This window comes from Pseudomonas sp. GW821-FHT01E05, assembly GCF_059422425.1.
The window spans coordinates 21,259-40,557 of record NZ_JBWKWW010000004.1 but is presented as its reverse complement, the minus strand read 5'-3'; the positions used below and the strand labels follow the sequence as shown (position 1 = coordinate 40,557).

Sequence of the window (19,299 nt, the reverse complement as noted above, 5' to 3'; positions counted from 1 at the left end):
CGGGTCACTTTGGAAAATCCGGAGTGCCGGCCCAGTCCAAAGTAACCAAAGCGCTCTTGCCCCTTTCGTTCGGTGCCTCGCCTAGGCTCGGCATACCCTCGCTCCGGTCCTGCTCCGTGGGTCCGCCGCCATCGGCCATCCATGGCCGGGGGCGGCTAACCCGGCATCCATGCCGGGTTGCCCACTGCGCAGAACCTCCTCTCGGCCTCTCGAGGGGGCGGTGCATCAAGATCAAAAGCGAGGCGGCCTGCCGGCCGGCCTGATCTCAAATGCACGCGCTCCCCTGTAGGAGCTGCCGCAGGCTGCGATTTTTCAGGGCTGAACACATTCCCATCGGCATAAAAAAAGGTGCGACCCAAATGGATCGCACCTTTTTTGCAGCAGGTTGAAATTCAGCTGCCGAGGACTTTCGAGGCCAGCCAGAACAAACCGGCCGACAGGGCCACCGTCGCAGGCAGGGTCAGGACCCAGGCCAGCAGGATGGTCTTCACCATTCCGCTTTGCAGACCGCTCTTGTTGGCGACCATGGTCCCGGCAACCCCTGAGGACAGCACATGGGTAGTCGACACTGGCAAGGCGAAGATGTTGGCCATGCCGATGGCGCAGGCAGTGGTGATTTGCGCCGACATGCCCTGGGCATAGGTCATGCCTTGCTTGCCGATCTTCTCACCAATGGTCAGCACCACACGTTTCCAGCCGATCATGGTGCCCAGGCCCAAGGCCAGTGCAACCGCGAGAATCACCCAGAAAGGTGCGTACTCGGTGGTGGCGGTCAGGTCTTTACGCAGTTTGTCCAGGTCGGCTTTTTCACGGGCATCGAGGCTCGGCAACTTGCCGACTTTCTTCGCCGTATCGTCCAGGCAAAGCAGGTAGCGGCGTACTTCGATGCGGCTTTCGGCCGGCAGCGAGTGATAGTCAGCGACACCTTTGAGAGTGCTCAGGAGGGCGGAAATGGTCGGTTCGGTCTGTTGCGGGTTGCAGCGGAATTCCCCCGGCAAGTCGTCTTTAACGCTTTTGCCCAGCGCCAGGAATTCCCCCAGAGAATCGCTGTTGCGCTGATAGAACTGGCTCAGGTGCAAAGTCGCGTCACGGGTGCGTTCGATCTGGTAAGTGGTGCTGCCCAGATCGAGAACGAACTGGCTCGGAACGATGCCGATCAGCACCAGCATGATCAGGCCTATGCCTTTTTGACCATCGTTGGAGCCGTGCACAAAACTTACAGCCATCGCGGAAACGACCAGTACCAGACGGTTCCAGAACGGCGGATGCTTCTTGTCATCGATCTGGCGGCGTTGCTCCGGGGTCTTGTGCATCTTTGACAGCGGACGCCACCATTTCAGACCTACCAGCACCAGGCCGGCCACGATGAAGCCGGCTACGGGCGAAAACACTAGCGATGAGCCGATATCAATCGCTTTCTGCCAGTTCACGCCATCCGCCAGCGGGATATCGTTGAGCAGTGCGTTTGCCACGCCCACACCGAGGATCGAACCGATCAGGGTATGCGAGCTGGAGGCCGGGATACCGAAGTACCAGGTGCCCAGGTTCCAGGTAATGGCGGCGGCGAGCAACGAGAACACCATCGCCAGCCCGTGGCCGGTGTTCACATTGATCAACAGCTCCACCGGCAGTAAGTGGACGATTGCATAGGCCACGCCGACCCCGCCCAGCAATACACCGAAGAAGTTGAACACACCGGAAAAGAATACTGCCAGATGGGGCGGCATGGCTTTGGTGTAGATGACAGTGGCCACCGCGTTAGCGGTGTCATGAAAGCCGTTGATGAACTCGAAGGCGAGGACAAAGGCCAGGGCGAGCAAGAGGCTCACAAGCACCCAAGCATCCAGTCCGCTGAATAAATCGATCATGAAGGTTTTCTGACCCGGTCGTAAGGGGGCGCGATTATGCCAGAAAACACTGGTAATCAATGCACTAGCTGCTCATCGGTAACATTCTTCAACGAATTAGTGTGTAGGAGGACCCTAAAACCGTGGTTTTTGCAGGGCTAGGCAAGCCATTGATTTTGTTGGCGATGATCGAATGGCTGGAGGTTTTCTTGAGTCAGTGAGAAGCCGAAAAAGTTATATGAAATTTCAGCTGGAGGGCTAGCCATGAGCCATTTGCCTCATCCGGTTGGGTTGAGGTGGCAACCGCTTGCTTGTAGCGAGCAGTATAGGGGCGACGATCCGGCCAGCTTTTATCTGGCAGGGACGTGACCAGCCCTGAAGGATTCAAGCCTGAGCGGTCATCGCTCTTCGGCTTTGAGTTCCTTTTCCATTTTCTGCAGTTCTTGAGTAAACGCCTGGTCGAGAATGCTGGCGCGTTTACGCCATGGCTTGCGTTCTGGTTCAGGCTGGGCGGCGTAGGTGGTGACCTCCCCGCCGTAAACATCCTTGTAACGTTGTTCCTGGCGCTCAAGTTCCGCGCGCAGTTCGTCTTTCGTCACATTGTTACCTAATCGAGTTGAGATAAATTCTGGTGATACGCAATACAACGTTGATGTTTATCAAATCGTGTCACAGATCCGGCCAATAAAGGTCTCGGCTTTGGCAGCGATCCGCTAAACAGCGTCCTTGTTGCATGCGGCCACGGCACCAGAGAAGAACAGCTGCCGTGAAACAGTTTTCTTTTTTTTTTTTTGCAAGCGCCGCGGCTGATATTTGAATGAGCCGCCAGGCGGTTGCTACAGGATACGCCATGGGACCGTGCGTAGCCTGATGATTGAATCCGATGGCGTAGAGAAACCGCGCGCCACACAGGATGCATTATAACGGTCGATCTGAATAACACTATCGCCAAGAAGTTAAAAACCGTCAACTTTGTATGATGGTTTTGTTACTGGGAAGTTTTATCGGCAAGTGGACTCTTTGCTGGCGCAGTGTTGCTTTCTGTTTTCTGACGACAACAAAACGTACAAGTTGTAAGGGGGGGGCAAGAAGCTGGCTTCCAGGGGGGATGCCGGCTCATCCAGAAAGTGTGAGCTCCTGTAAATCAGCGGTTCCCGGCATGACTGTGCCTGAGAAGAAATCCGTCGCTTCGGCGATAGGGTGCAATTGCGATTATCGATTGATGGTTCGATAATCGCCCAACGTTGACTGCCCGTAGCTTGTATATGCACTGCGCAGCAGCCTGTAATAGAAGCCGATCCAGGTGAAAAGGACCTGAAATGAACGATCAATTGCGCAATTCTTTCGCTTCAGTGGCCCCGCCAATCGTTGCCTCACCGGCCAAGCGGATCCAGGCATTTACCGGCGACCCGGATTTCATGACCTCACTGGCGCGTGGTCTGGCTGTGGTGCAGGCCTTCCAGGAGCGCAAACGCCATCTGACCATTGCCCAGATCAGCCATCGCACGGAAATTCCCCGGGCGGCGGTGCGCCGTTGTCTGCATACCTTGATCAAGCTCGGTTATGCGACCACCGATGGGCGCACCTATTCGCTGTTGCCCAAGGTGCTGACCCTGGGCCACGCCTACCTGTCCTCGACGCCGCTGGCGGTTTCGGCCCAGCCTTATCTGGACCGCATGAGCGAGCAGCTTCATGAGGCCTGCAACATGGCCACGCTGGAGGGCGATGATATTTTGTATATCGCCCGCTCGGCGACGACTCAACGACTCATCTCCGTTGATCTGTCGGTGGGCGGACGTCTGCCGGCCTACTGTACCTCCATGGGACGGATCCTGCTGGCAGCGCTGGACGACGCTTCGCTCCACGACTATCTCGATCATGCCGAGTTGCAAGCCAAGACCAGTCGCACCTTGCACACCCCCGAAGCGCTGTTCGAATGCCTGCAACAGGTCCGTCAGCAAGGCTGGTGCATCGTCGATCAGGAGCTCGAGCAGGGCCTGCGTTCCATCGCCGTACCGGTGTACGACGCTTCCGGGCAAGTACTTGCCGCGTTGAACGTCAGCACCCACGCCGGACGCGTGAGCCGCAATGAGCTCGAACAGCGTTTTCTGCCTGGCCTGCTGAGCGCCAGTCGCGATCTGAGCGCGCAGTTGTTTGCCTAGGTTCTACAGGTCCGTATCTGTGCGTTTACCGAACAGATACGGGTTTGGCGAATTGACGCTGTTTCCCTTGCTTCATTAATGTCGCGGCAGCGTCATCCGGCGTTGTTGGTCATCTGCCATCAGCCGGGCGACGACCCAATAATAATGAAGAGGCCACCCCCGCCATGAGCACTTTCTCCGCCTGCCGTTGCCTGCACCGGTTCTGCCTTCGAGCCCGGGTCGCCTGACTCCGGTATTGCTCCATTTGTGAAATCGCTGACCGTTGTCGGCATCTGTTCGCCTGCGCATCCTGTGTGGAATAAAAATAATGAATCAGCCTCAGTCTGCTGTAGGGAACTGCCTTGATGTGCAGTCCTTTATCAATACCCAACCGCTGTCTCGCTACCAGTGGCGGGTGGTGATCCTGTGTTTTCTGATTGTCTTTCTCGATGGCCTGGACACCGCGGCCATGGGCTTCATTGCGCCAGCGCTGTCGCAGGATTGGGGGATCGATCGCGCCAGCCTCGGCCCGGTGATGAGCGCTGCACTGATCGGCATGGTCTTCGGCGCTCTGGGCTCCGGCCCGCTGGCCGACCGCTTTGGTCGCAAAGTCGTTCTGGTGGGGGCGGTGCTGTTGTTCGGCGTGTTCAGTCTCGCATCGGCCTACAGCAGCAATGTTGACCAACTGTTGATACTGCGCTTTTTGACCGGGTTGGGATTGGGCGCGGGTATGCCGAATGCCACCACGCTACTGTCCGAATACACCCCCGAGCGGCACAAGTCGCTGTTGGTCACCAGCATGTTTTGCGGGTTCAACCTGGGCATGGCCGGTGGCGGTTTCATTTCGGCGAAACTGATTCCGGCGTTCGGCTGGCACAGCCTGCTGATGCTCGGCGGGATTTTGCCGTTAATTCTGACCGTGGTCCTGTTGCTCTGGCTGCCGGAGTCAGCGCGGTATCTGGTGGTGCGTAATCGCGGTACCGACAAAGTCCGCAACGCGCTGGCGCCAATCGATCCGGCCACCGTCGCTCAGGCCGCCAGCTTCAGCGTGCCAGAACAGAAAACCGTGAAAGCCCGCAATGTGTTCGCGGTGATTTTTTCCGGTACCTACAGCACTGGAACCTTGCTCTTATGGCTGACCTATTTCATGGGGCTGGTCATTGTCTATCTGTTGACCAGTTGGCTACCGACGCTGATGCGTGACAGCGGCGCGAGTATGGAGCAGGCCGCGTTCATCGGTGCGTTGTTCCAGTTCGGCGGAGTGCTCAGCGCGGTTGTCGTGGGCTGGGCGATGGACCGCTTCAACCCGCACAAAGTCATCGGCATTTTCTACTTGTTGGCCGGGGTCTTTGCCTACGCTGTTGGGCAGAGCCTGGGCAACATCGCACTGTTGGCGACCCTGGTGCTGGTCGCCGGCATGTGCGTCAACGGTGCCCAATCGGCGATGCCGTCGCTGGCAGCGCGCTTCTATCCGACCCAGGGTCGGGCGACCGGTGTGTCGTGGATGCTCGGTATCGGTCGTTTTGGCGCAATTCTCGGTGCCTGGATGGGCGCGACGCTGTTGGGCCTGGGCTGGAACTTCGAACAAGTGCTGACCGCACTGGTGATTCCGGCGGCGTTGGCGACGACGGCGGTGGTGATCAAGGGCATGGTCAGTCATGCAGATGCGACCTGACTGCAGGGTTTTTCAGATCGTTCCCACGCTCTGCGTGGGAATGTCGCCATGGACGCTCTGCGTCCGCCGTTATGTGACGCAGAGCGTCACGGGATGCATTCCCACGCAGAGCGTGGGAACGATCAATCTGATCAAACGCGTAACCGATAGCTAGGCAACAATATGTTCGATTATCGAACGCTTAGTCGATTATCGGATTGTTTGGCGTTTTTTAGAGGCTTAATCTTCAGTCACTCCGGCGCTGCTCATCGCGCCTTTTCTTCCACGTCGGTTTACTGAATTCGGGAGTCCACCCCCATGGCTGAAATCCTTTCGCTGCACGAAGCGGTGAAGCAATTCGTCAACGACGGCGATACCGTCGCGCTCGAAGGCTTCACTCACCTGATTCCAACGGCGGCAGGTCATGAAATCATTCGCCAGGGCAAGAAAGACCTGACCCTGGTGCGGATGACGCCTGACCTGATCTACGACCAGTTGATTGGGGCCGGTTGTGCTCGCAAGCTGATTTTCTCCTGGGGTGGTAACCCGGGCGTCGGTTCTCTGCATCGGTTGCGTGACGCGGTCGAGAAGCAGTGGCCGCATGCGCTGGAAATCGAAGAACACAGTCACGCCGACCTTGCCAATGCCTACGTTGCTGGCGCCTCCGGCCTGCCGTTCGCGGTATTACGGGCCTACGCCGGTTCCGACTTGCCGAAGGTCAACCCGCTGATTAAAAGCGTGACCTGCCCGTTCACCGGAGAAGTGCTGGCGGCGGTGCCTTCGGTGCGCCCGGACATCACGGTGATCCATGCCCAGAAAGCCGACCGTAAAGGCAACGTCCTGCTCTGGGGCATCCTCGGCGTGCAGAAAGAAGCGGCACTGGCGGCCAAACGCTGCATCGTCACCGTCGAAGAAATCGTCGACGACCTGAAGGCACCGATGAATGCCTGTGTCTTGCCGACTTGGGCCCTGAGCGCTGTGTGCCACGTGCCAGGCGGCGCACATCCGTCCTACGCCCACGGTTACAGCGAGCGTGACAACCGTTTCTACCAGGCTTGGGACCCGATTGCCCGCGACCGTGAAACCTTCACCGCCTGGATCAACGAATACATCCATGGCAGCGCTGACTTCAGCGAATTCCAGGCCAAACTGGCCCGCGCTTCGGAGGCTAAATAATGGCTTACACCACCAATGAAATGATGACCGTCGCCGCCGCCCGCCGTTTGAAGAACGGCTCTGTGTGCTTCGTCGGCATCGGTCTGCCTTCCAAAGCAGCCAACCTGGCGCGGTTGACCTCCTCGCCGGACGTGGTGCTGATCTACGAGTCTGGCCCGATTGGCGCTAAACCCACTGTACTGCCGCTGTCCATCGGTGATGGCGAGCTGGCGGAAACCGCTGATACCGTCGTGCCGACCGGTGAGATTTTTCGCTATTGGTTGCAGGGTGGGCGCATCGACGTTGGCTTTCTCGGTGCCGCGCAGGTTGACCGCTTCGGCAACATCAACACCACCGTGGTGGGCGACTATCACCAGCCAAAAGTCCGCCTGCCCGGTGCTGGCGGTGCGCCAGAAATCGCCGGTTCCGCGAAAAGCGTGCTGATCATCCTCAAGCAATCGGCCCGTTCGTTTGTCGACAAACTCGACTTCATTACCTCGGTCGGCCATGGCGAAGGCGGCGATTCGCGCAAACGCCTCGGCTTGCCGGGCGCCGGGCCGGTGGGGATCATTACCGACCTGTGCATCATGGAACCGGAAGCTGTCAGCCACGAATTCGTGGTCACCGCACTGCACCCTGGCGTGACCCGTGAGCAGGTGATCGCGGCTACCGGTTGGGCCATTCGCTTCGCCGATCAGGTTGAACACACCGCCGAACCGACCGAGGTCGAGCTGACCGCCTTGCGCGATCTTGAAGCGCGTACCGCAGCCGCCCACGGCCAAGCACCGGGAGAAGCCTGATGCGCGAAGTCTTTATCTGTGACGCGATCCGTACCCCCATCGGCCGTTTCGGTGGTGGTCTGTCGGCCGTGCGCGCTGACGACCTGGCCGCCGTGCCGATCAAGGCGTTGATGGAACGCAACCCCTCGGTGGACTGGAGCGCGGTGGACGAAGTGTTTCTCGGCTGCGCCAACCAGGCTGGCGAAGACAACCGCAACGTCGCGCGCATGGCCTTGCTGTTGGCCGGTTTGCCGGAGAGTATTCCGGGCGTGACGCTCAACCGTCTCTGCGCTTCGGGCATGGACGCCATCGGTACGGCCTTTCGGGCGATTGCCAGTGGCGAGATGGAGTTGGCGATTGCCGGTGGCGTCGAGTCAATGTCCCGCGCACCGTTCGTCATGGGCAAGGCTGATGCGGCCTTCTCGCGCAACATGAAGCTGGAGGACACCACCATCGGCTGGCGCTTTATCAACCCGTTGATGAAGGCCCAATACGGCGTCGATGCGATGCCGCAGACCGGCGACAATGTCGCCGATGATTACCGGGTTTCCCGCGCCGATCAGGACGCCTTCGCCCTGCGCAGTCAGCAACGTACCGCGGCGGCACAAGCCGCCGGATTCTTCGCTGAAGAAATCGTCCCGGTGCGTATTGCCCACAAGAAGGGCGAGACTGTGGTCGAGCAGGACGAGCACCCACGTGCCGACACCTCGCTGGAAACCCTGAGCAAACTCAAACCGGTGAACGGTCCGGATAAAACCGTCACCGCGGGCAACGCTTCGGGCGTCAATGACGGTGCGGCGGCATTGATTCTGGCCTCGGCGGAAGCCGTGAAGAAACATGGCCTGACTGCTCGGGCCCGGGTGTTGGGCATGGCCAGTGCCGGTGTCGCACCACGGGTAATGGGCATCGGCCCGGTGCCGGCGGTGCGCAAATTGACCGAGCGCCTGGGTCTGGCCGTCAGCGATTTTGACGTGATCGAGCTCAATGAAGCCTTCGCCAGCCAGGGTTTGGCGGTGTTGCGTGAACTGGGTCTGGCCGATGACGCTGCGCAGGTCAACCCGAACGGCGGTGCTATCGCTTTGGGCCATCCGTTGGGCATGACCGGTGCGCGATTGGTGCTGACCGCTTTGCATCATCTGGAAAAGACTGGCGGCAAAAAAGGCCTGGCGACCATGTGTGTCGGCGTGGGGCAGGGTCTGGCCTTGGCGATCGAGCGCGTTTGACAGGTCGCTGCTGACTTACAAGAAAAGAGGAATGATCGATGACTGACAAGCCTGGTTACCGTCGCCCCCAAGCGGGCACCCAGCCGGAGTATCTGCACCCGGCTTACAAATCCACCAACAGTCGCTCGCCGTCCAAACCGTTGGTGTTTTTGCCTCATTCGTTGTCGGAAATCACCGGCCCGACTATCGGTGCTGATTACCTGCAAGACCAGGATAACGACCTCACCGCCCAGCACCAGGGCGAGCCACTGGGTGAGCGGATCATCATTCACGGCCGCGTACTGGATGAAGATGGCCTGCCGGTGCCAGGGATCTTGCTGGAAATCTGGCAGGCCAATGCCGCCGGTCGCTACAACCATGAGCGCGATCTGCACGATGCACCGCTGGACCCGAACTTCACCGGCACCGGACGCACCGTCACCGACGCGGATGGCTGGTACCAGTTCCAGACCATCAAGCCTGGCGCCTACCCTTGGGGCAACCACCACAACGCGTGGCGCCCGGCGCATATCCATTTTTCGCTGTTCGGCCCGAGCATCCTCACCCGCCTGGTGACCCAGATGTATTTCCCCGGCGATCCGCTGCTGGCCTATGACCCGATCTACAACTGCGTACCCGATACCCGCGCCAAAGAGCGCTTGATCGCCAGCTTCGACCTGGAAAAAACCATCCCTTCCTATGCCCTCGGTTATCGCTGGGACATCGTTTTGCGCGGCCGCGAAGCCACGCCGATGGAGAAATAAGATGACGCTCAATGCGACCACTTCACACACCGTCGGCCCGTACTACCACATCGGTCTGACCTGGCTGAACCGTGAGGACATGACGACGCCCGAGACATTGGGCGAGCGCGTGGCGATCACCGGGCAGGTCGTCGATGGCAATGGCGACTTCGTCAATGACGCGATGCTGGAAGTCTGGCAAGCCAACGCTGCCGGCAAGTACGACCATGTCGAAGACGATCAGGACAAAGCCCTGGACCCGAATTTCGGAGGTTTTGGCCGGGTGCCGGTGGATGCCGAAGGGCGCTTCCGTTTCACCACCATCAAACCAGGCACGGTACCGGGCCTCAATGGCACGACCCAGGCGCCGCATCTGGTGGTGCTGGTGTTCGCTCGCGGGCTGGTCAAACACTTGCTGACGCGCATCTACTTCGACGGCGAACCGGCCAACGCAGCCGACCCGCTGCTCGAATGTGTCCCGGCAGAGCGTCGCCGTACGCTGCTGGCCAAGGCGGATGCGTCAGGCACTTATCAGTGGAACGTGATCCTGCAGGGGACGGATGCCGAGACGGTGTTTTTCGATTACTGAGTGATCGTTCCCACGCTCTGCGTGGGAATGCCGCCATGGACGCTCTGCGTCCGCTCTTGTAACGCAGAGCGTCACGGGAATGCATTCCCACGCGCGAGCGTGGGAACGATCTCTCAGCCAATACGGAATGGGGCTGTTGCAAAGTATGTCTAGACTCACACTGTCCCCAAAGAGTGAAAAACCATGACAACAATGACTAGCTACTACACGGGCGAAGAACGCAACAAAAGGATCTTTGCGATCATCGGTGCCTCTTCCGGTAACCTGGTCGAATGGTTCGACTTCTATGTCTACGCTTTTTGCGCGATCTATTTCGCTCCGGCATTTTTCCCGTCTGACGACCCCACGGTGCAGTTGCTCAATACCGCTGGCGTGTTTGCCGCCGGGTTCCTGATGCGTCCTATCGGTGGCTGGCTGTTCGGTCGAGTGGCTGACAAGCACGGGCGCAAGAATTCCCTGATGATCTCGGTGCTGATGATGTGTGCCGGTTCATTGGTCATCGCTTTTCTGCCGACTTATCACTCGATCGGCGCCTGGGCGCCAGCGTTGCTGCTGGTGGCTCGGTTGTTTCAGGGGTTGTCGGTGGGCGGTGAATACGGCACCACCGCGACCTATATGAGTGAAGTCGCGCTCAAGGGACAGCGCGGCTTCTTCGCGTCATTTCAGTATGTGACCTTGATCGGCGGACAACTGTTGGCGGTCTCGGTGCTGGTGATCCTGCAGCAGATCCTCAACGAAGACGAACTGCGCGCCTACGGCTGGCGGATTCCGTTCGTGATCGGTGCGATTGCGGCGCTGATTTCTCTATTCCTGCGTCGCTCGTTGAAAGAGACCACCAGCAAGGAAATACGCGAAGACAAGGACGCTGGCAGCATCGCCGCGTTGTTCCGCAATCACACAGCGGCTTTTATTACAGTGCTCGGTTACACCGCCGGTGGCTCGCTGATTTTCTACACCTTCACGACCTATATGCAGAAGTACCTGGTCAACACCGCCGGTATGCAAGTCAAGACGGCCAGTTACATCATGACCGGCGCGCTCTTCCTTTATATGTGCATGCAGCCGTTTTTCGGCATGCTCGCCGATAAAATCGGCCGGCGTAACTCGATGCTCTGGTTCGGCGCGCTGGGCACGCTGTTCACCGTGCCGATTCTGTTGACCCTGAAGACTGTCACCAACCCGTTCCTGGCCTTTGTGCTGATCACCCTGGCGTTGTCGATTGTGAGTTTCTACACCTCCATCAGCGGATTGGTTAAAGCCGAAATGTTCCCGACCCAGGTTCGGGCGTTGGGAGTAGGGCTGGCGTATGCAGTGGCGAACGCGATTTTCGGTGGCTCGGCGGAATACGTTGCCCTGGGGTTGAAAACCATGGGCATGGAAAACACCTTCTACTGGTATGTCACGTTGATGATGGCGGTGGCCTTCCTGTTCAGTTTGCGCCTGCCGAAACAGGCGGCTTATTTGCATCACGATCTTTGATCTGTCTGCGTGTGCCCGTTTCGGGGGCACGCCTCGAAGGGATTGTCTATGAGTGAACGACCGAGCAATCAATTGTTCGATGCCTATTTCACTGCCCGCGATATGCGTGAAGTGTTCTGCGATCAAGGCCGGGTTCAGGCCATGCTCGATTTCGAAGCCGCATTGGCCCGGGCCGAGGCGCGGGTTGGACTGATTCCTCAGTCCGCTGTCGCGCCGATTGAAGCGGCGTGCCGCGCTGAACATTACGACTTCTTCGCACTGGGAGAGGCGATTGCCACCGCGGGGAATTCGGCGATCCCGCTGGTCAAGGCATTGGGAAAACAGATCGCCGCCCATGACGCCGATGCTGAGCGTTATGTGCATTTGGGTGCCACCAGTCAGGACGTGATGGACACCGGTTTAGTGTTGCAACTGCGCAGCGGCTTGCAGCTGATTGACCGCGAATTGGCGCTACTCGGCGAAATCCTGGTGGCCCAGGCCGAACGTTATGTGGCCACACCGCTGGCTGGGCGCACTTGGCTGCAACACGCGACGCCGGTGACCCTGGGCATGAAAATCGCCGGTTGGCTGGGGGCCGTGACCCGTAGCCGGCAACGATTGCAGGAACTCAAGCCGCGCCTGCTGGTGCTGCAATTCGGCGGTGCTTCCGGGACCCTCGCGGCCTTGGGTGAGCAGGCCATGCCGATTGCCGAGGCGCTTGCGCAAGAGCTGCAGCTGACGCTACCGGAACAGCCTTGGCACACCCAGCGCGATCGTCTGGTGGAGTTCGGGGCGGTGCTGGGGCTGATCGCTGGCAGTTTGGGCAAGCTCGGTCGCGATATCAGTCTGTTGATGCAGACCGAGGCTGGCGAAGTGTTCGAACCGGCGGCGCCGGGCAAGGGCGGTTCATCGACCATGCCGCACAAACGCAATCCGGTGGGGGCTGCGGTGCTGATCGGTGCCGCGACTCGCGTGCCGGGTTTACTGGCGACGCTGTTCAGCGCAATGCCCCAGGAACATGAGCGCAGCCTGGGGCTGTGGCATGCCGAATGGGAAACCCTGCCGGAAATTTGCTGCCTGGTATCCGGTGCCTTGCAGCAAGCCTTGCTGGTGGCCGAAGGGTTGGAGGTCGATGCCAGGCGAATGGCGAAAAACCTCGACCTGACTCAGGGCCTGGTGCTGGCCGAAGCGGTGAGTATCGTCCTCGCCCAGCGTGTGGGCCGCGATAAGGCTCACCATCTGCTTGAACAATGCTGCAAGCGGGCGGTAGCCGAGCAGCGTCATTTGCGCGCGGTGCTCGGCGATGAGCCGCAAGTGACCGCTGAGCTCTCGGCCGATGAACTTGATCGTCTGCTGGACCCTGCCCATTACCTCGGTCAGGCCCGTACCTGGGTCGAGCGAGCGGTGGCTGAACATTTTGCTTTGAGTGCCTGAAGGAGACTGCTGTGGGATTCGTACAACTCGCCGATGGCGAACTGAACTACCAACTCGATGGCCCGGAAGATGCGCCGGTGCTGGTGCTGTCCAACTCGCTGGGCACCGATCTGCACATGTGGGACATCCAGATCCCGGCCTTTGCCGAGCATTTCCGGGTGCTGCGTTTCGACACCCGCGGCCACGGTCGTTCGCTGGTCACGCCAGGGCCTTACAGCATCGAACTATTGGGCCATGATGTGTTGGCGCTGCTGGATGCGTTGCATATCGAGCGTGCGCATTTCTGTGGTTTGTCCATGGGCGGGCTGATTGGCCAGTGGCTGGGGATCAATGCCGGTGAGCGTCTGCGCAAACTGGTGGTGTGCAACACCGCAGCGAAAATCGGTGATCCTTCGGTGTGGAACCCACGGATCGAAACCGTGCTGCGCGACGGCCCGGCGGCGATGGTTGCTTTGCGCGATGCCTCGATTGCCCGCTGGTTCACTCCTGACTTCGCTGAGGCTAATGCGCAGCAGGCCAAACAGATCACCGACATGCTCGCCGCCACTTCACCGCAAGGCTATGCAGCCAACTGCGCGGCGGTGCGGGATGCCGATTTCCGCGAGCAGTTGTCGTCGATCAAGGTACCGACGCTGGTGATTTGCGGCACTGAAGATGCGGTTACGCCGCCGTCGGGCGGGCACTTTATTCAAGAGCAGGTGCAGGCTGCCGAATACGCCGAGTTCTATGCCGCGCACCTGTCCAACGTCCAGGCTGGCGCTGCGTTCAGTGACCGGGTATTGGCCTTTCTATTGGCCGAAAAGCGTATCTGAGGAGCTGCTCGTGGACGAGAAACAACGTTATGACGAAGGCCTGCAAGTGCGTCGCGCGGTCCTCGGCGATGCCCATGTCGACCGTAGCCTGAATGCGCTGACAGAGTTCAACTCGGAGTTTCAGGAAATGATCACCCGCCATGCCTGGGGTGATATCTGGACCCGCCCGGGCCTGCCTCGGCATACCCGCAGTCTGATCACCATCGCGATGCTGATCGGTATGAATCGCAATGAAGAACTCAAGCTGCATCTACGCGCCGCCGCGAGCAACGGCGTGACCCGCGCCGAGATCAAGGAAGTGCTGATGCAGAGCGCTATCTATTGCGGCATTCCAGCCGCCAACGCGACTTTTCATCTGGCTGAATCGGTGTGGGATGAGTTGGGGGTTGAATCGCGGGAATAGCCCGGGATTTGATTGAGCGGTAAATCGCTATCGCGGGCGAGCCTCGCTCCTACATGATCGGCATCGACACACGCCTGTGTGAACGAATCCCTGTAGGAGCGAGGCTTGCCCGCGATAGCGTTTTGGGTCTTACAGCAGACTGATCGGGTAGCTGACGATCACTCGGTTCTCGTCGAACTCGTTGTTACTGAAGTCGCGACGGATGGTCGAGTTGCGCCATTTGAGGTTAAGGCTTTTCAGGGCTCCACTTTGCACGGTATAGCCCAGTTCGGTCTCGCGACCCCATTCCTTGCCATCGGTGATGGTCCCGGTATGCACATTGTCGCCGCTGATGTAGCGGTTCATCAGGGTCAGGCCGGGCACGCCGAGGGCGGCGAAGTTGTAGTCGTGGCGCAGCTGCCAGGACTTTTCCTTGGCGTTGTCGTAGCTTGAGTTGTAGCTGTCGTTGGCCAGGGTGCCGCCGCTGGTGCCGTTGACCCGCATCCAGGCGTTGTCGCCGGTGACTTTCTGCAGGCCGACATAGAAGGTGTTGCCGCCGTACTTGGCCGAGAACAGTCCGGACCAGGTCTTGTTGTCCAGATCGCCGGCCCGGGCGCTGCCGTCCTCCTTGCCATAGAAGAAGCCCAGGTTGGCCCCCAGGGTCCAGTCGCCCAAGGGCTGAGTGTGCACCAGGTTGAGGTATTGCTGGCTGTAAATGTCCTTGAGTTCGGCGTTCCACAGACCGATCTGGGTGCGTTTTTCATTGAAGGCGTATTCGGCGCCCTCAAAGTTGAAGCGGTCGGAAGTGAATGCCGCTTTGCCGGTCATCGACATGTTGCTCATGCTGCTGTCGTCACGCGGACTGTTGGCGCGGAACTGGCCGCCGTAGAGGGTCAGGCCGTCGATTTCCTTCGAGGTGATCTGACCACCACGGAACGTCTGGGGCAACGAACGACCATCGTCCGAACGCAGGATCGGCAAGACCGGCATCCATTCGCCGACTTTCAGTTCGGTCTGGGAAAGCTTCGCCTTGAAGGCCACGCCCAGGCGGCCAAAGTCATCGGCCGGGCGGCCATCGTGATCGAGCGGCAGCAACTGCGTACCGCCGGTGCCGCGGCCGCCGTCGAGTTTCAGCGAGTACAGGCCGAGCACGTCCATGCCGAAACCGACGGTGCCCCGGGTGAACCCGGACTTGGCATCGAGGATGAAGCTCTGAGTCCACTCTTGGGCCATGCCCTGAGTCTTGGTCGGGTTGGTGAAGTTGCGATTGATGTAGAAATTGCGCAGGTTCAGGTTGACCTTGGCGTCTTCGAGAAAGCCGGATTCCTCGGCCATGACCGGCAATGCCGCGCTCGCCAGCGCTATGGCCAGCAGAGCGTGAGGAGTGGCTGGGAGGGAGGTGAATGGCTTCATGTGATCGGGCTCTCTAATTGTTAGGGGTGAAGCAGGGCGCTGCCGCAACGTCGGGTAGCAGACAAAAGTGTCGAACTGAAGGAACGGGTGGGGTGGATCAGCCAGAGCGGGCAGGGCGCAGGGTCATGGTGTCAAACCTGTTGTTATTGGTTTTTGTAGGTGCGGGGGAATGGTGCGTTGGATGGTTAGAGCGATTCAATTGGCTGTGGCGGGTTTTGGGCGATAATCGAACGGAAGAAAAATGGGCGCCAAGGCATAAAAATCCGGAATCCTCATGGGTGTCCGGATTTTTTGTTGTTCCCCCGGAACGGGTTCAGAAGTACCGACTTTCTCGACGGGGAAGGGGCGGCGTAATCAGTGTTTTTGCTTGTCTGTCCGCGCGGACAAATCGTGCAAATGGCGCTTTGATAACGCGAGGAAACGGGGGGTAGGGCCGATGTCTTCGTAGAGCGGATCACCTTCTTCGTCGGTGGCGACTACATGCGAGCCTTTGACGTAGGGAAAGCTCGCTTCGAGTTCTTCCAGCGCGGCGCCGATCAGTTCACCGAGCAGTTCTTCGGGTTGCCGTTTGGGGTACATCTCGGTAATCGCCGCCAGGCGTGCGGCGGCTTCTACGTCCAGACGGATCGTGTAGCCGGTCTTGGTCAAGCGACCTTTGGCATTTTCTTCCCAATGTTGGGCGAGCTCACGGATTTTCATAGCGACCTCTATGATCACCTGCTCGTGGCAGGCAGTGATGAGTGACCGGCGAGGGCCGGTGATCAGCCGTTGTACGGCATACATTCAGACTAGCTCTATCGCGCAATGTTTGAAGTCGATTCGTCGCAGGCTTGTAAGAACGTGGCGCGAGCGGCACTCTTGAGCCTTCCGAGCCGCCCCGAGTCTGCTGGAGAACACGTAGATGACCGATATTGATGCGCGCTTGCGCGAAGATGTTCACCTGTTGGGTGAGCTGTTGGGCAACACTATCCGTGAACAGTACGGGGAGGGGTTTCTCGACAAGATCGAGCAAATTCGCAAGGGGGCCAAGGCGGATCGCCGTGGCTCGGCGGACGCCGAACTGAGCGCCAGCCTGAACCAGTTGAGCGAGGACGAGTTGCTGCCGGTGGCGCGCGCGTTCAATCAGTTTCTGAACCTGGCCAACATTGCCGAGCAGTATCAGTTGATCCATCGGCGCGACGAGTCGCAACCGGCACCGTTCGAGTCGAGGGTGTTGCCAGAGTTGCTCGCACGTTTGCGCGCAGAAGGGCATGGCGCCGAGTCGCTGGCCCGACAGTTGGGGCGACTGGAAATCGAACTGGTGTTGACCGCGCATCCGACCGAAGTCGCGCGGCGCACCCTGATCCAGAAGTACGATGCCATCGCAGCCCAACTGGCGGCGCAGGATCACCGCGATCTGACCACCGCCGAGCGCGAGCAGATTCATCAGCGCTTGCAGCGGTTGATCGCCGAAGCCTGGCACACCGAAGAAATCCGCCGCACCCGACCGACCCCGGTAGATGAGGCCAAGTGGGGTTTTGCGGTGATCGAGCATTCGCTGTGGCAGGCGATCCCCAACTACATGCGCAAGGCTGACCAGGCGTTGCATGCTGCCACGGGCTTGCGTTTGCCGCTGGAAGCAGCGCCGATTCGCTTCGCGTCGTGGATGGGCGGCGACCGTGACGGCAACCCGAATGTCACGGCGCCGGTCACCCGCGAGGTGCTGCTGTTGTCGCGCTGGATGGCCGCCGACCTGTACCTGCGCGATATCGATCACCTGGCCGCCGAGCTGTCGATGCAGCAGGCCAGCGACGAATTACGCGCCAGGGCCGGGGAGAGTGCAGAACCTTATCGCGCGGTGCTCAAACAGTTGCGTGAGCGCCTGCGGGCGACCCGCAATTGGGCGCACGCGTCCCTGAACGGTGCGTCGGTGGCGGGCACCGACGTCTTGCAAAACAACCGTGACCTGCTCGACCCGCTGGAACTCTGCTATCAGTCGCTGCATGAGTGCGGCATGGGCGTGATAGCCGATGGTCCGTTGCTCGATTGCTTGCGCCGGGCCGTGACCTTCGGGTTGTTCCTGGTGCGTCTGGACGTGCGCCAGGACTCCTCGCGGCATTCGGCGGCCATGACCGAAATCACCGACTACCTCGGGCTGGGGCGTTATGGCGACTGGGGCGAGGAGGAGCGCGTCGCCTTCTTGATGCGTGAACTGAGCAATCGGCGGCCATTGCTGCCGGCGCATTTCAAACCCTCGGGCGAGACGGCCGAGGTGCTGGCGACCTGCCGGGAAATCGCTGCCGCGCCTGCGGCCTCCCTTGGCTCCTATGTGATCTCCATGGCAGGCGCCGCGTCCGACGTGCTCGCGGTACAACTGCTGCTCAAAGAGGCCGGAGTGTTGCGGCCGATGCGTGTGGTGCCGTTGTTCGAAACCCTCGCTGACCTGGATAACGCCGGCCCGGTGATCGAGAAGCTGTTGCTCCTGCCGGGCTACCGCTCGCGGTTGCAGGGACCGCAGGAGGTGATGATCGGCTACTCCGATTCGGCCAAGGATGCCGGCACTACGGCGGCGGCCTGGGCGCAATATCGCGCGCAGGAGCGGCTGGTGGACATCTGCCGCGAGCAGCAAGTCGAGCTGTTGCTGTTTCATGGTCGTGGCGGCACCGTGGGGCGCGGCGGTGGCCCGGCCCATGCGGCGATTCTGTCGCAACCGCCGGGGTCGGTGGCCGGGCGTTTCCGCACCACCGAGCAAGGTGAAATGATTCGTTTCAAGTTCGGTTTGCCAGACATCGCCGAGCAGAACCTCAATCTATACCTGGCTGCGGTACTGGAAGCCACCTTATTACCACCTCCGCCACCAGAACCGGCCTGGCGGGTGTTGATGGACGAATTGGCGGCAGATGGGGTCAGTGCCTATCGCGCAGTGGTGCGGGACAATCCCCAGTTCGTCGAGTATTTCCGCCAGTCGACACCGGAACAGGAGTTGGGCCGTTTGCCATTGGGCAGTCGTCCGGCTAAACGTCGCGCGGGGGGGATCGAAAGTTTGCGGGCGATCCCGTGGATCTTCGGCTGGACCCAGACGCGCTTGATGCTTCCTGCCTGGCTGGGTTGGGAAGCGGCCTTGAGCAAAGCCCTGGAGCGTGGTGAAGGCGATCTGCTGGCGCAGATGCGTGAGCAGTGGCCATTCTTCCGCACGCGCATCGATATGCTGGAGATGGTCCTGGCCAAGGCCGACGCGGATATCGCCCGTTCTTATGACGAGCGATTGGTCGAGCCGCAATTGCTGCCTTTGGGGGCGCATTTACGCGACCTATTGTCGCAGGCCTGTGGCGTGGTGTTGGGTTTGACCGGCCAGTCGCAGCTACTTGCACATAGCCCTGAGACCCTTGAGTTCATCCGTCTGCGCAACACTTACCTGGACCCACTGCATCTATTACAGGCTGAATTGCTGGCGCGTTCCCGGCAACAGGACGCGGTGCAGGGCAGCCCGGTGGAGCAGGCGTTGCTGGTGTCTGTGGCGGGGATTGCCGCTGGTTTGCGCAATACCGGCTAAGGTTTTTTCGGCTGTGTCAGTGACTTGGCGCGTCACCCTGGCGCTCGCTTCGAGAGGAGTGAGCGCTGCTGCCAGGCGACAGTTTGTTATTGGGTTGCGACTTGGTACACCTCCTCGAAAGGGCAACATGAGCGTGGGTTGTTGCTACTTTCGGCGGC

Annotated in this window: 16 protein-coding genes; 12 read left to right on the top strand and 4 right to left on the bottom strand. The window is 59.8% G+C overall.

Annotated features, from left to right (window positions below):
• Positions 1-392: 392 nt before the first annotated feature.
• Positions 393-1,868 (bottom strand): inorganic phosphate transporter, encoded by a 1,476-nt coding sequence (locus tag AC07W5_RS09420; protein ID WP_495023251.1) that lies wholly within the window; start codon positions 1,866-1,868, stop codon positions 393-395.
• 377 nt (positions 1,869-2,245) lie between these two features.
• A complete protein-coding gene (locus AC07W5_RS09415) occupies positions 2,246-2,446 on the bottom strand; it encodes a hypothetical protein (protein ID WP_494992652.1) in 201 nt (66 codons plus the stop codon).
• A gap of 720 nt (positions 2,447-3,166) precedes the next feature.
• On the opposite strand from AC07W5_RS09415, the gene pcaR reads away from it, so the two are divergent.
• The 11 genes from pcaR to pcaC all read left to right on the top strand — a co-directional run bounded on the left by pcaR (position 3,167) and on the right by pcaC (position 14,217).
• Complete coding sequence (pcaR, locus tag AC07W5_RS09410) at positions 3,167-4,009, top strand: pca regulon transcriptional regulator PcaR (RefSeq protein WP_494992653.1); 843 nt, start codon at positions 3,167-3,169, stop codon at positions 4,007-4,009.
• Positions 4,010-4,316: 307 nt separating this feature from the next.
• Complete coding sequence (gene pcaK / locus AC07W5_RS09405; protein WP_494992654.1) at positions 4,317-5,663, top strand: 4-hydroxybenzoate transporter PcaK; 1,347 nt, start codon at positions 4,317-4,319, stop codon at positions 5,661-5,663.
• A 297-nt stretch (positions 5,664-5,960) separates the two neighbouring features.
• Complete coding sequence (locus tag AC07W5_RS09400) at positions 5,961-6,818, top strand: CoA transferase subunit A (RefSeq protein WP_494992655.1); 858 nt, start codon at positions 5,961-5,963, stop codon at positions 6,816-6,818.
• Positions 6,815-7,597: a CoA-transferase subunit beta gene (locus tag AC07W5_RS09395; RefSeq protein WP_494992776.1), complete on the top strand. Its 783-nt coding sequence runs from the start codon at positions 6,815-6,817 to the stop codon at positions 7,595-7,597. The genes AC07W5_RS09400 and AC07W5_RS09395 overlap by 4 nt, the downstream gene beginning before the upstream one ends.
• Positions 7,594-8,799, top strand: coding sequence for a 3-oxoadipyl-CoA thiolase (pcaF, locus tag AC07W5_RS09390; protein WP_495023417.1), 1,206 nt, complete (start codon positions 7,594-7,596; stop codon positions 8,797-8,799). The genes AC07W5_RS09395 and pcaF overlap by 4 nt, the downstream gene beginning before the upstream one ends.
• 38 nt (positions 8,800-8,837) lie before the next feature.
• Positions 8,838-9,542 carry a protocatechuate 3,4-dioxygenase subunit beta gene (gene pcaH / locus AC07W5_RS09385; protein ID WP_494992656.1) on the top strand — a complete coding sequence of 235 codons (705 nt, stop codon included), beginning with the start codon at positions 8,838-8,840 and terminating at the stop codon, positions 9,540-9,542.
• A gap of 1 nt (position 9,543) precedes the next feature.
• Positions 9,544-10,110 (top strand): protocatechuate 3,4-dioxygenase subunit alpha, encoded by a 567-nt coding sequence (gene pcaG / locus AC07W5_RS09380; protein WP_495023250.1) that lies wholly within the window; start codon positions 9,544-9,546, stop codon positions 10,108-10,110.
• A 183-nt stretch (positions 10,111-10,293) separates the two neighbouring features.
• Positions 10,294-11,589, top strand: a complete 1,296-nt coding sequence (locus AC07W5_RS09375; protein WP_495023249.1) for an MFS family transporter — start codon at positions 10,294-10,296, stop codon at positions 11,587-11,589.
• Positions 11,590-11,637: 48 nt separating this feature from the next.
• Positions 11,638-13,002 carry a 3-carboxy-cis,cis-muconate cycloisomerase gene (locus AC07W5_RS09370; protein ID WP_494992659.1) on the top strand — a complete coding sequence of 455 codons (1,365 nt, stop codon included), beginning with the start codon at positions 11,638-11,640 and terminating at the stop codon, positions 13,000-13,002.
• A gap of 11 nt (positions 13,003-13,013) precedes the next feature.
• Entirely contained in the window at positions 13,014-13,814 is an 801-nt protein-coding gene (gene pcaD / locus AC07W5_RS09365) for a 3-oxoadipate enol-lactonase (RefSeq protein WP_494992660.1), read from the top strand.
• Positions 13,815-13,824: 10 nt separating this feature from the next.
• Positions 13,825-14,217 carry a 4-carboxymuconolactone decarboxylase gene (pcaC, locus tag AC07W5_RS09360; RefSeq protein WP_150803589.1) on the top strand — a complete coding sequence of 131 codons (393 nt, stop codon included), beginning with the start codon at positions 13,825-13,827 and terminating at the stop codon, positions 14,215-14,217.
• A 129-nt stretch (positions 14,218-14,346) separates the two neighbouring features.
• Here pcaC and AC07W5_RS09355 read toward each other — a convergent pair whose 3' ends face one another.
• Together AC07W5_RS09355 and AC07W5_RS09350 are read right to left on the bottom strand one after the other, a co-directional pair.
• Positions 14,347-15,609: an OprD family porin gene (locus tag AC07W5_RS09355; RefSeq protein WP_494992661.1), complete on the bottom strand. Its 1,263-nt coding sequence runs from the start codon at positions 15,607-15,609 to the stop codon at positions 14,347-14,349.
• Between the two features lie 354 nt (positions 15,610-15,963).
• Positions 15,964-16,308: a pilin assembly protein gene (locus tag AC07W5_RS09350; protein ID WP_494992662.1), complete on the bottom strand. Its 345-nt coding sequence runs from the start codon at positions 16,306-16,308 to the stop codon at positions 15,964-15,966.
• A 202-nt stretch (positions 16,309-16,510) separates the two neighbouring features.
• Between AC07W5_RS09350 and ppc the strand changes: the two genes are divergently transcribed.
• Positions 16,511-19,141, top strand: a complete 2,631-nt coding sequence (gene ppc / locus AC07W5_RS09345) for a phosphoenolpyruvate carboxylase (RefSeq protein ID WP_495023248.1) — start codon at positions 16,511-16,513, stop codon at positions 19,139-19,141.
• Positions 19,142-19,299: the final 158 nt, after the last annotated feature.

Excerpts from the sequence above, each read along its gene's own strand:
- pcaK (WP_494992654.1), top strand. The coding sequence starts at position 4,317 with ATGAATCAGCCTCAGTCTGCTGTAGGGAACTGCCTTGATGTGCAGTCC.
- AC07W5_RS09420 (WP_495023251.1), bottom strand. The coding sequence starts at position 1,868 with ATGATCGATTTATTCAGCGGACTGGATGCTTGGGTGCTTGTGAGCCTC.
- pcaG (WP_495023250.1), top strand. The coding sequence starts at position 9,544 with ATGACGCTCAATGCGACCACTTCACACACCGTCGGCCCGTACTACCAC.
- AC07W5_RS09355 (WP_494992661.1), bottom strand. The coding sequence starts at position 15,609 with ATGAAGCCATTCACCTCCCTCCCAGCCACTCCTCACGCTCTGCTGGCC.
- AC07W5_RS09370 (WP_494992659.1), top strand. The coding sequence starts at position 11,638 with ATGAGTGAACGACCGAGCAATCAATTGTTCGATGCCTATTTCACTGCC.
- AC07W5_RS09375 (WP_495023249.1), top strand. The coding sequence starts at position 10,294 with ATGACAACAATGACTAGCTACTACACGGGCGAAGAACGCAACAAAAGG.
- ppc (WP_495023248.1), top strand. The coding sequence starts at position 16,511 with ATGACCGATATTGATGCGCGCTTGCGCGAAGATGTTCACCTGTTGGGT.
- pcaR (WP_494992653.1), top strand. The coding sequence starts at position 3,167 with ATGAACGATCAATTGCGCAATTCTTTCGCTTCAGTGGCCCCGCCAATC.
- AC07W5_RS09350 (WP_494992662.1), bottom strand. The coding sequence starts at position 16,308 with ATGAAAATCCGTGAGCTCGCCCAACATTGGGAAGAAAATGCCAAAGGT.
- pcaH (WP_494992656.1), top strand. The coding sequence starts at position 8,838 with ATGACTGACAAGCCTGGTTACCGTCGCCCCCAAGCGGGCACCCAGCCG.
- AC07W5_RS09400 (WP_494992655.1), top strand. The coding sequence starts at position 5,961 with ATGGCTGAAATCCTTTCGCTGCACGAAGCGGTGAAGCAATTCGTCAAC.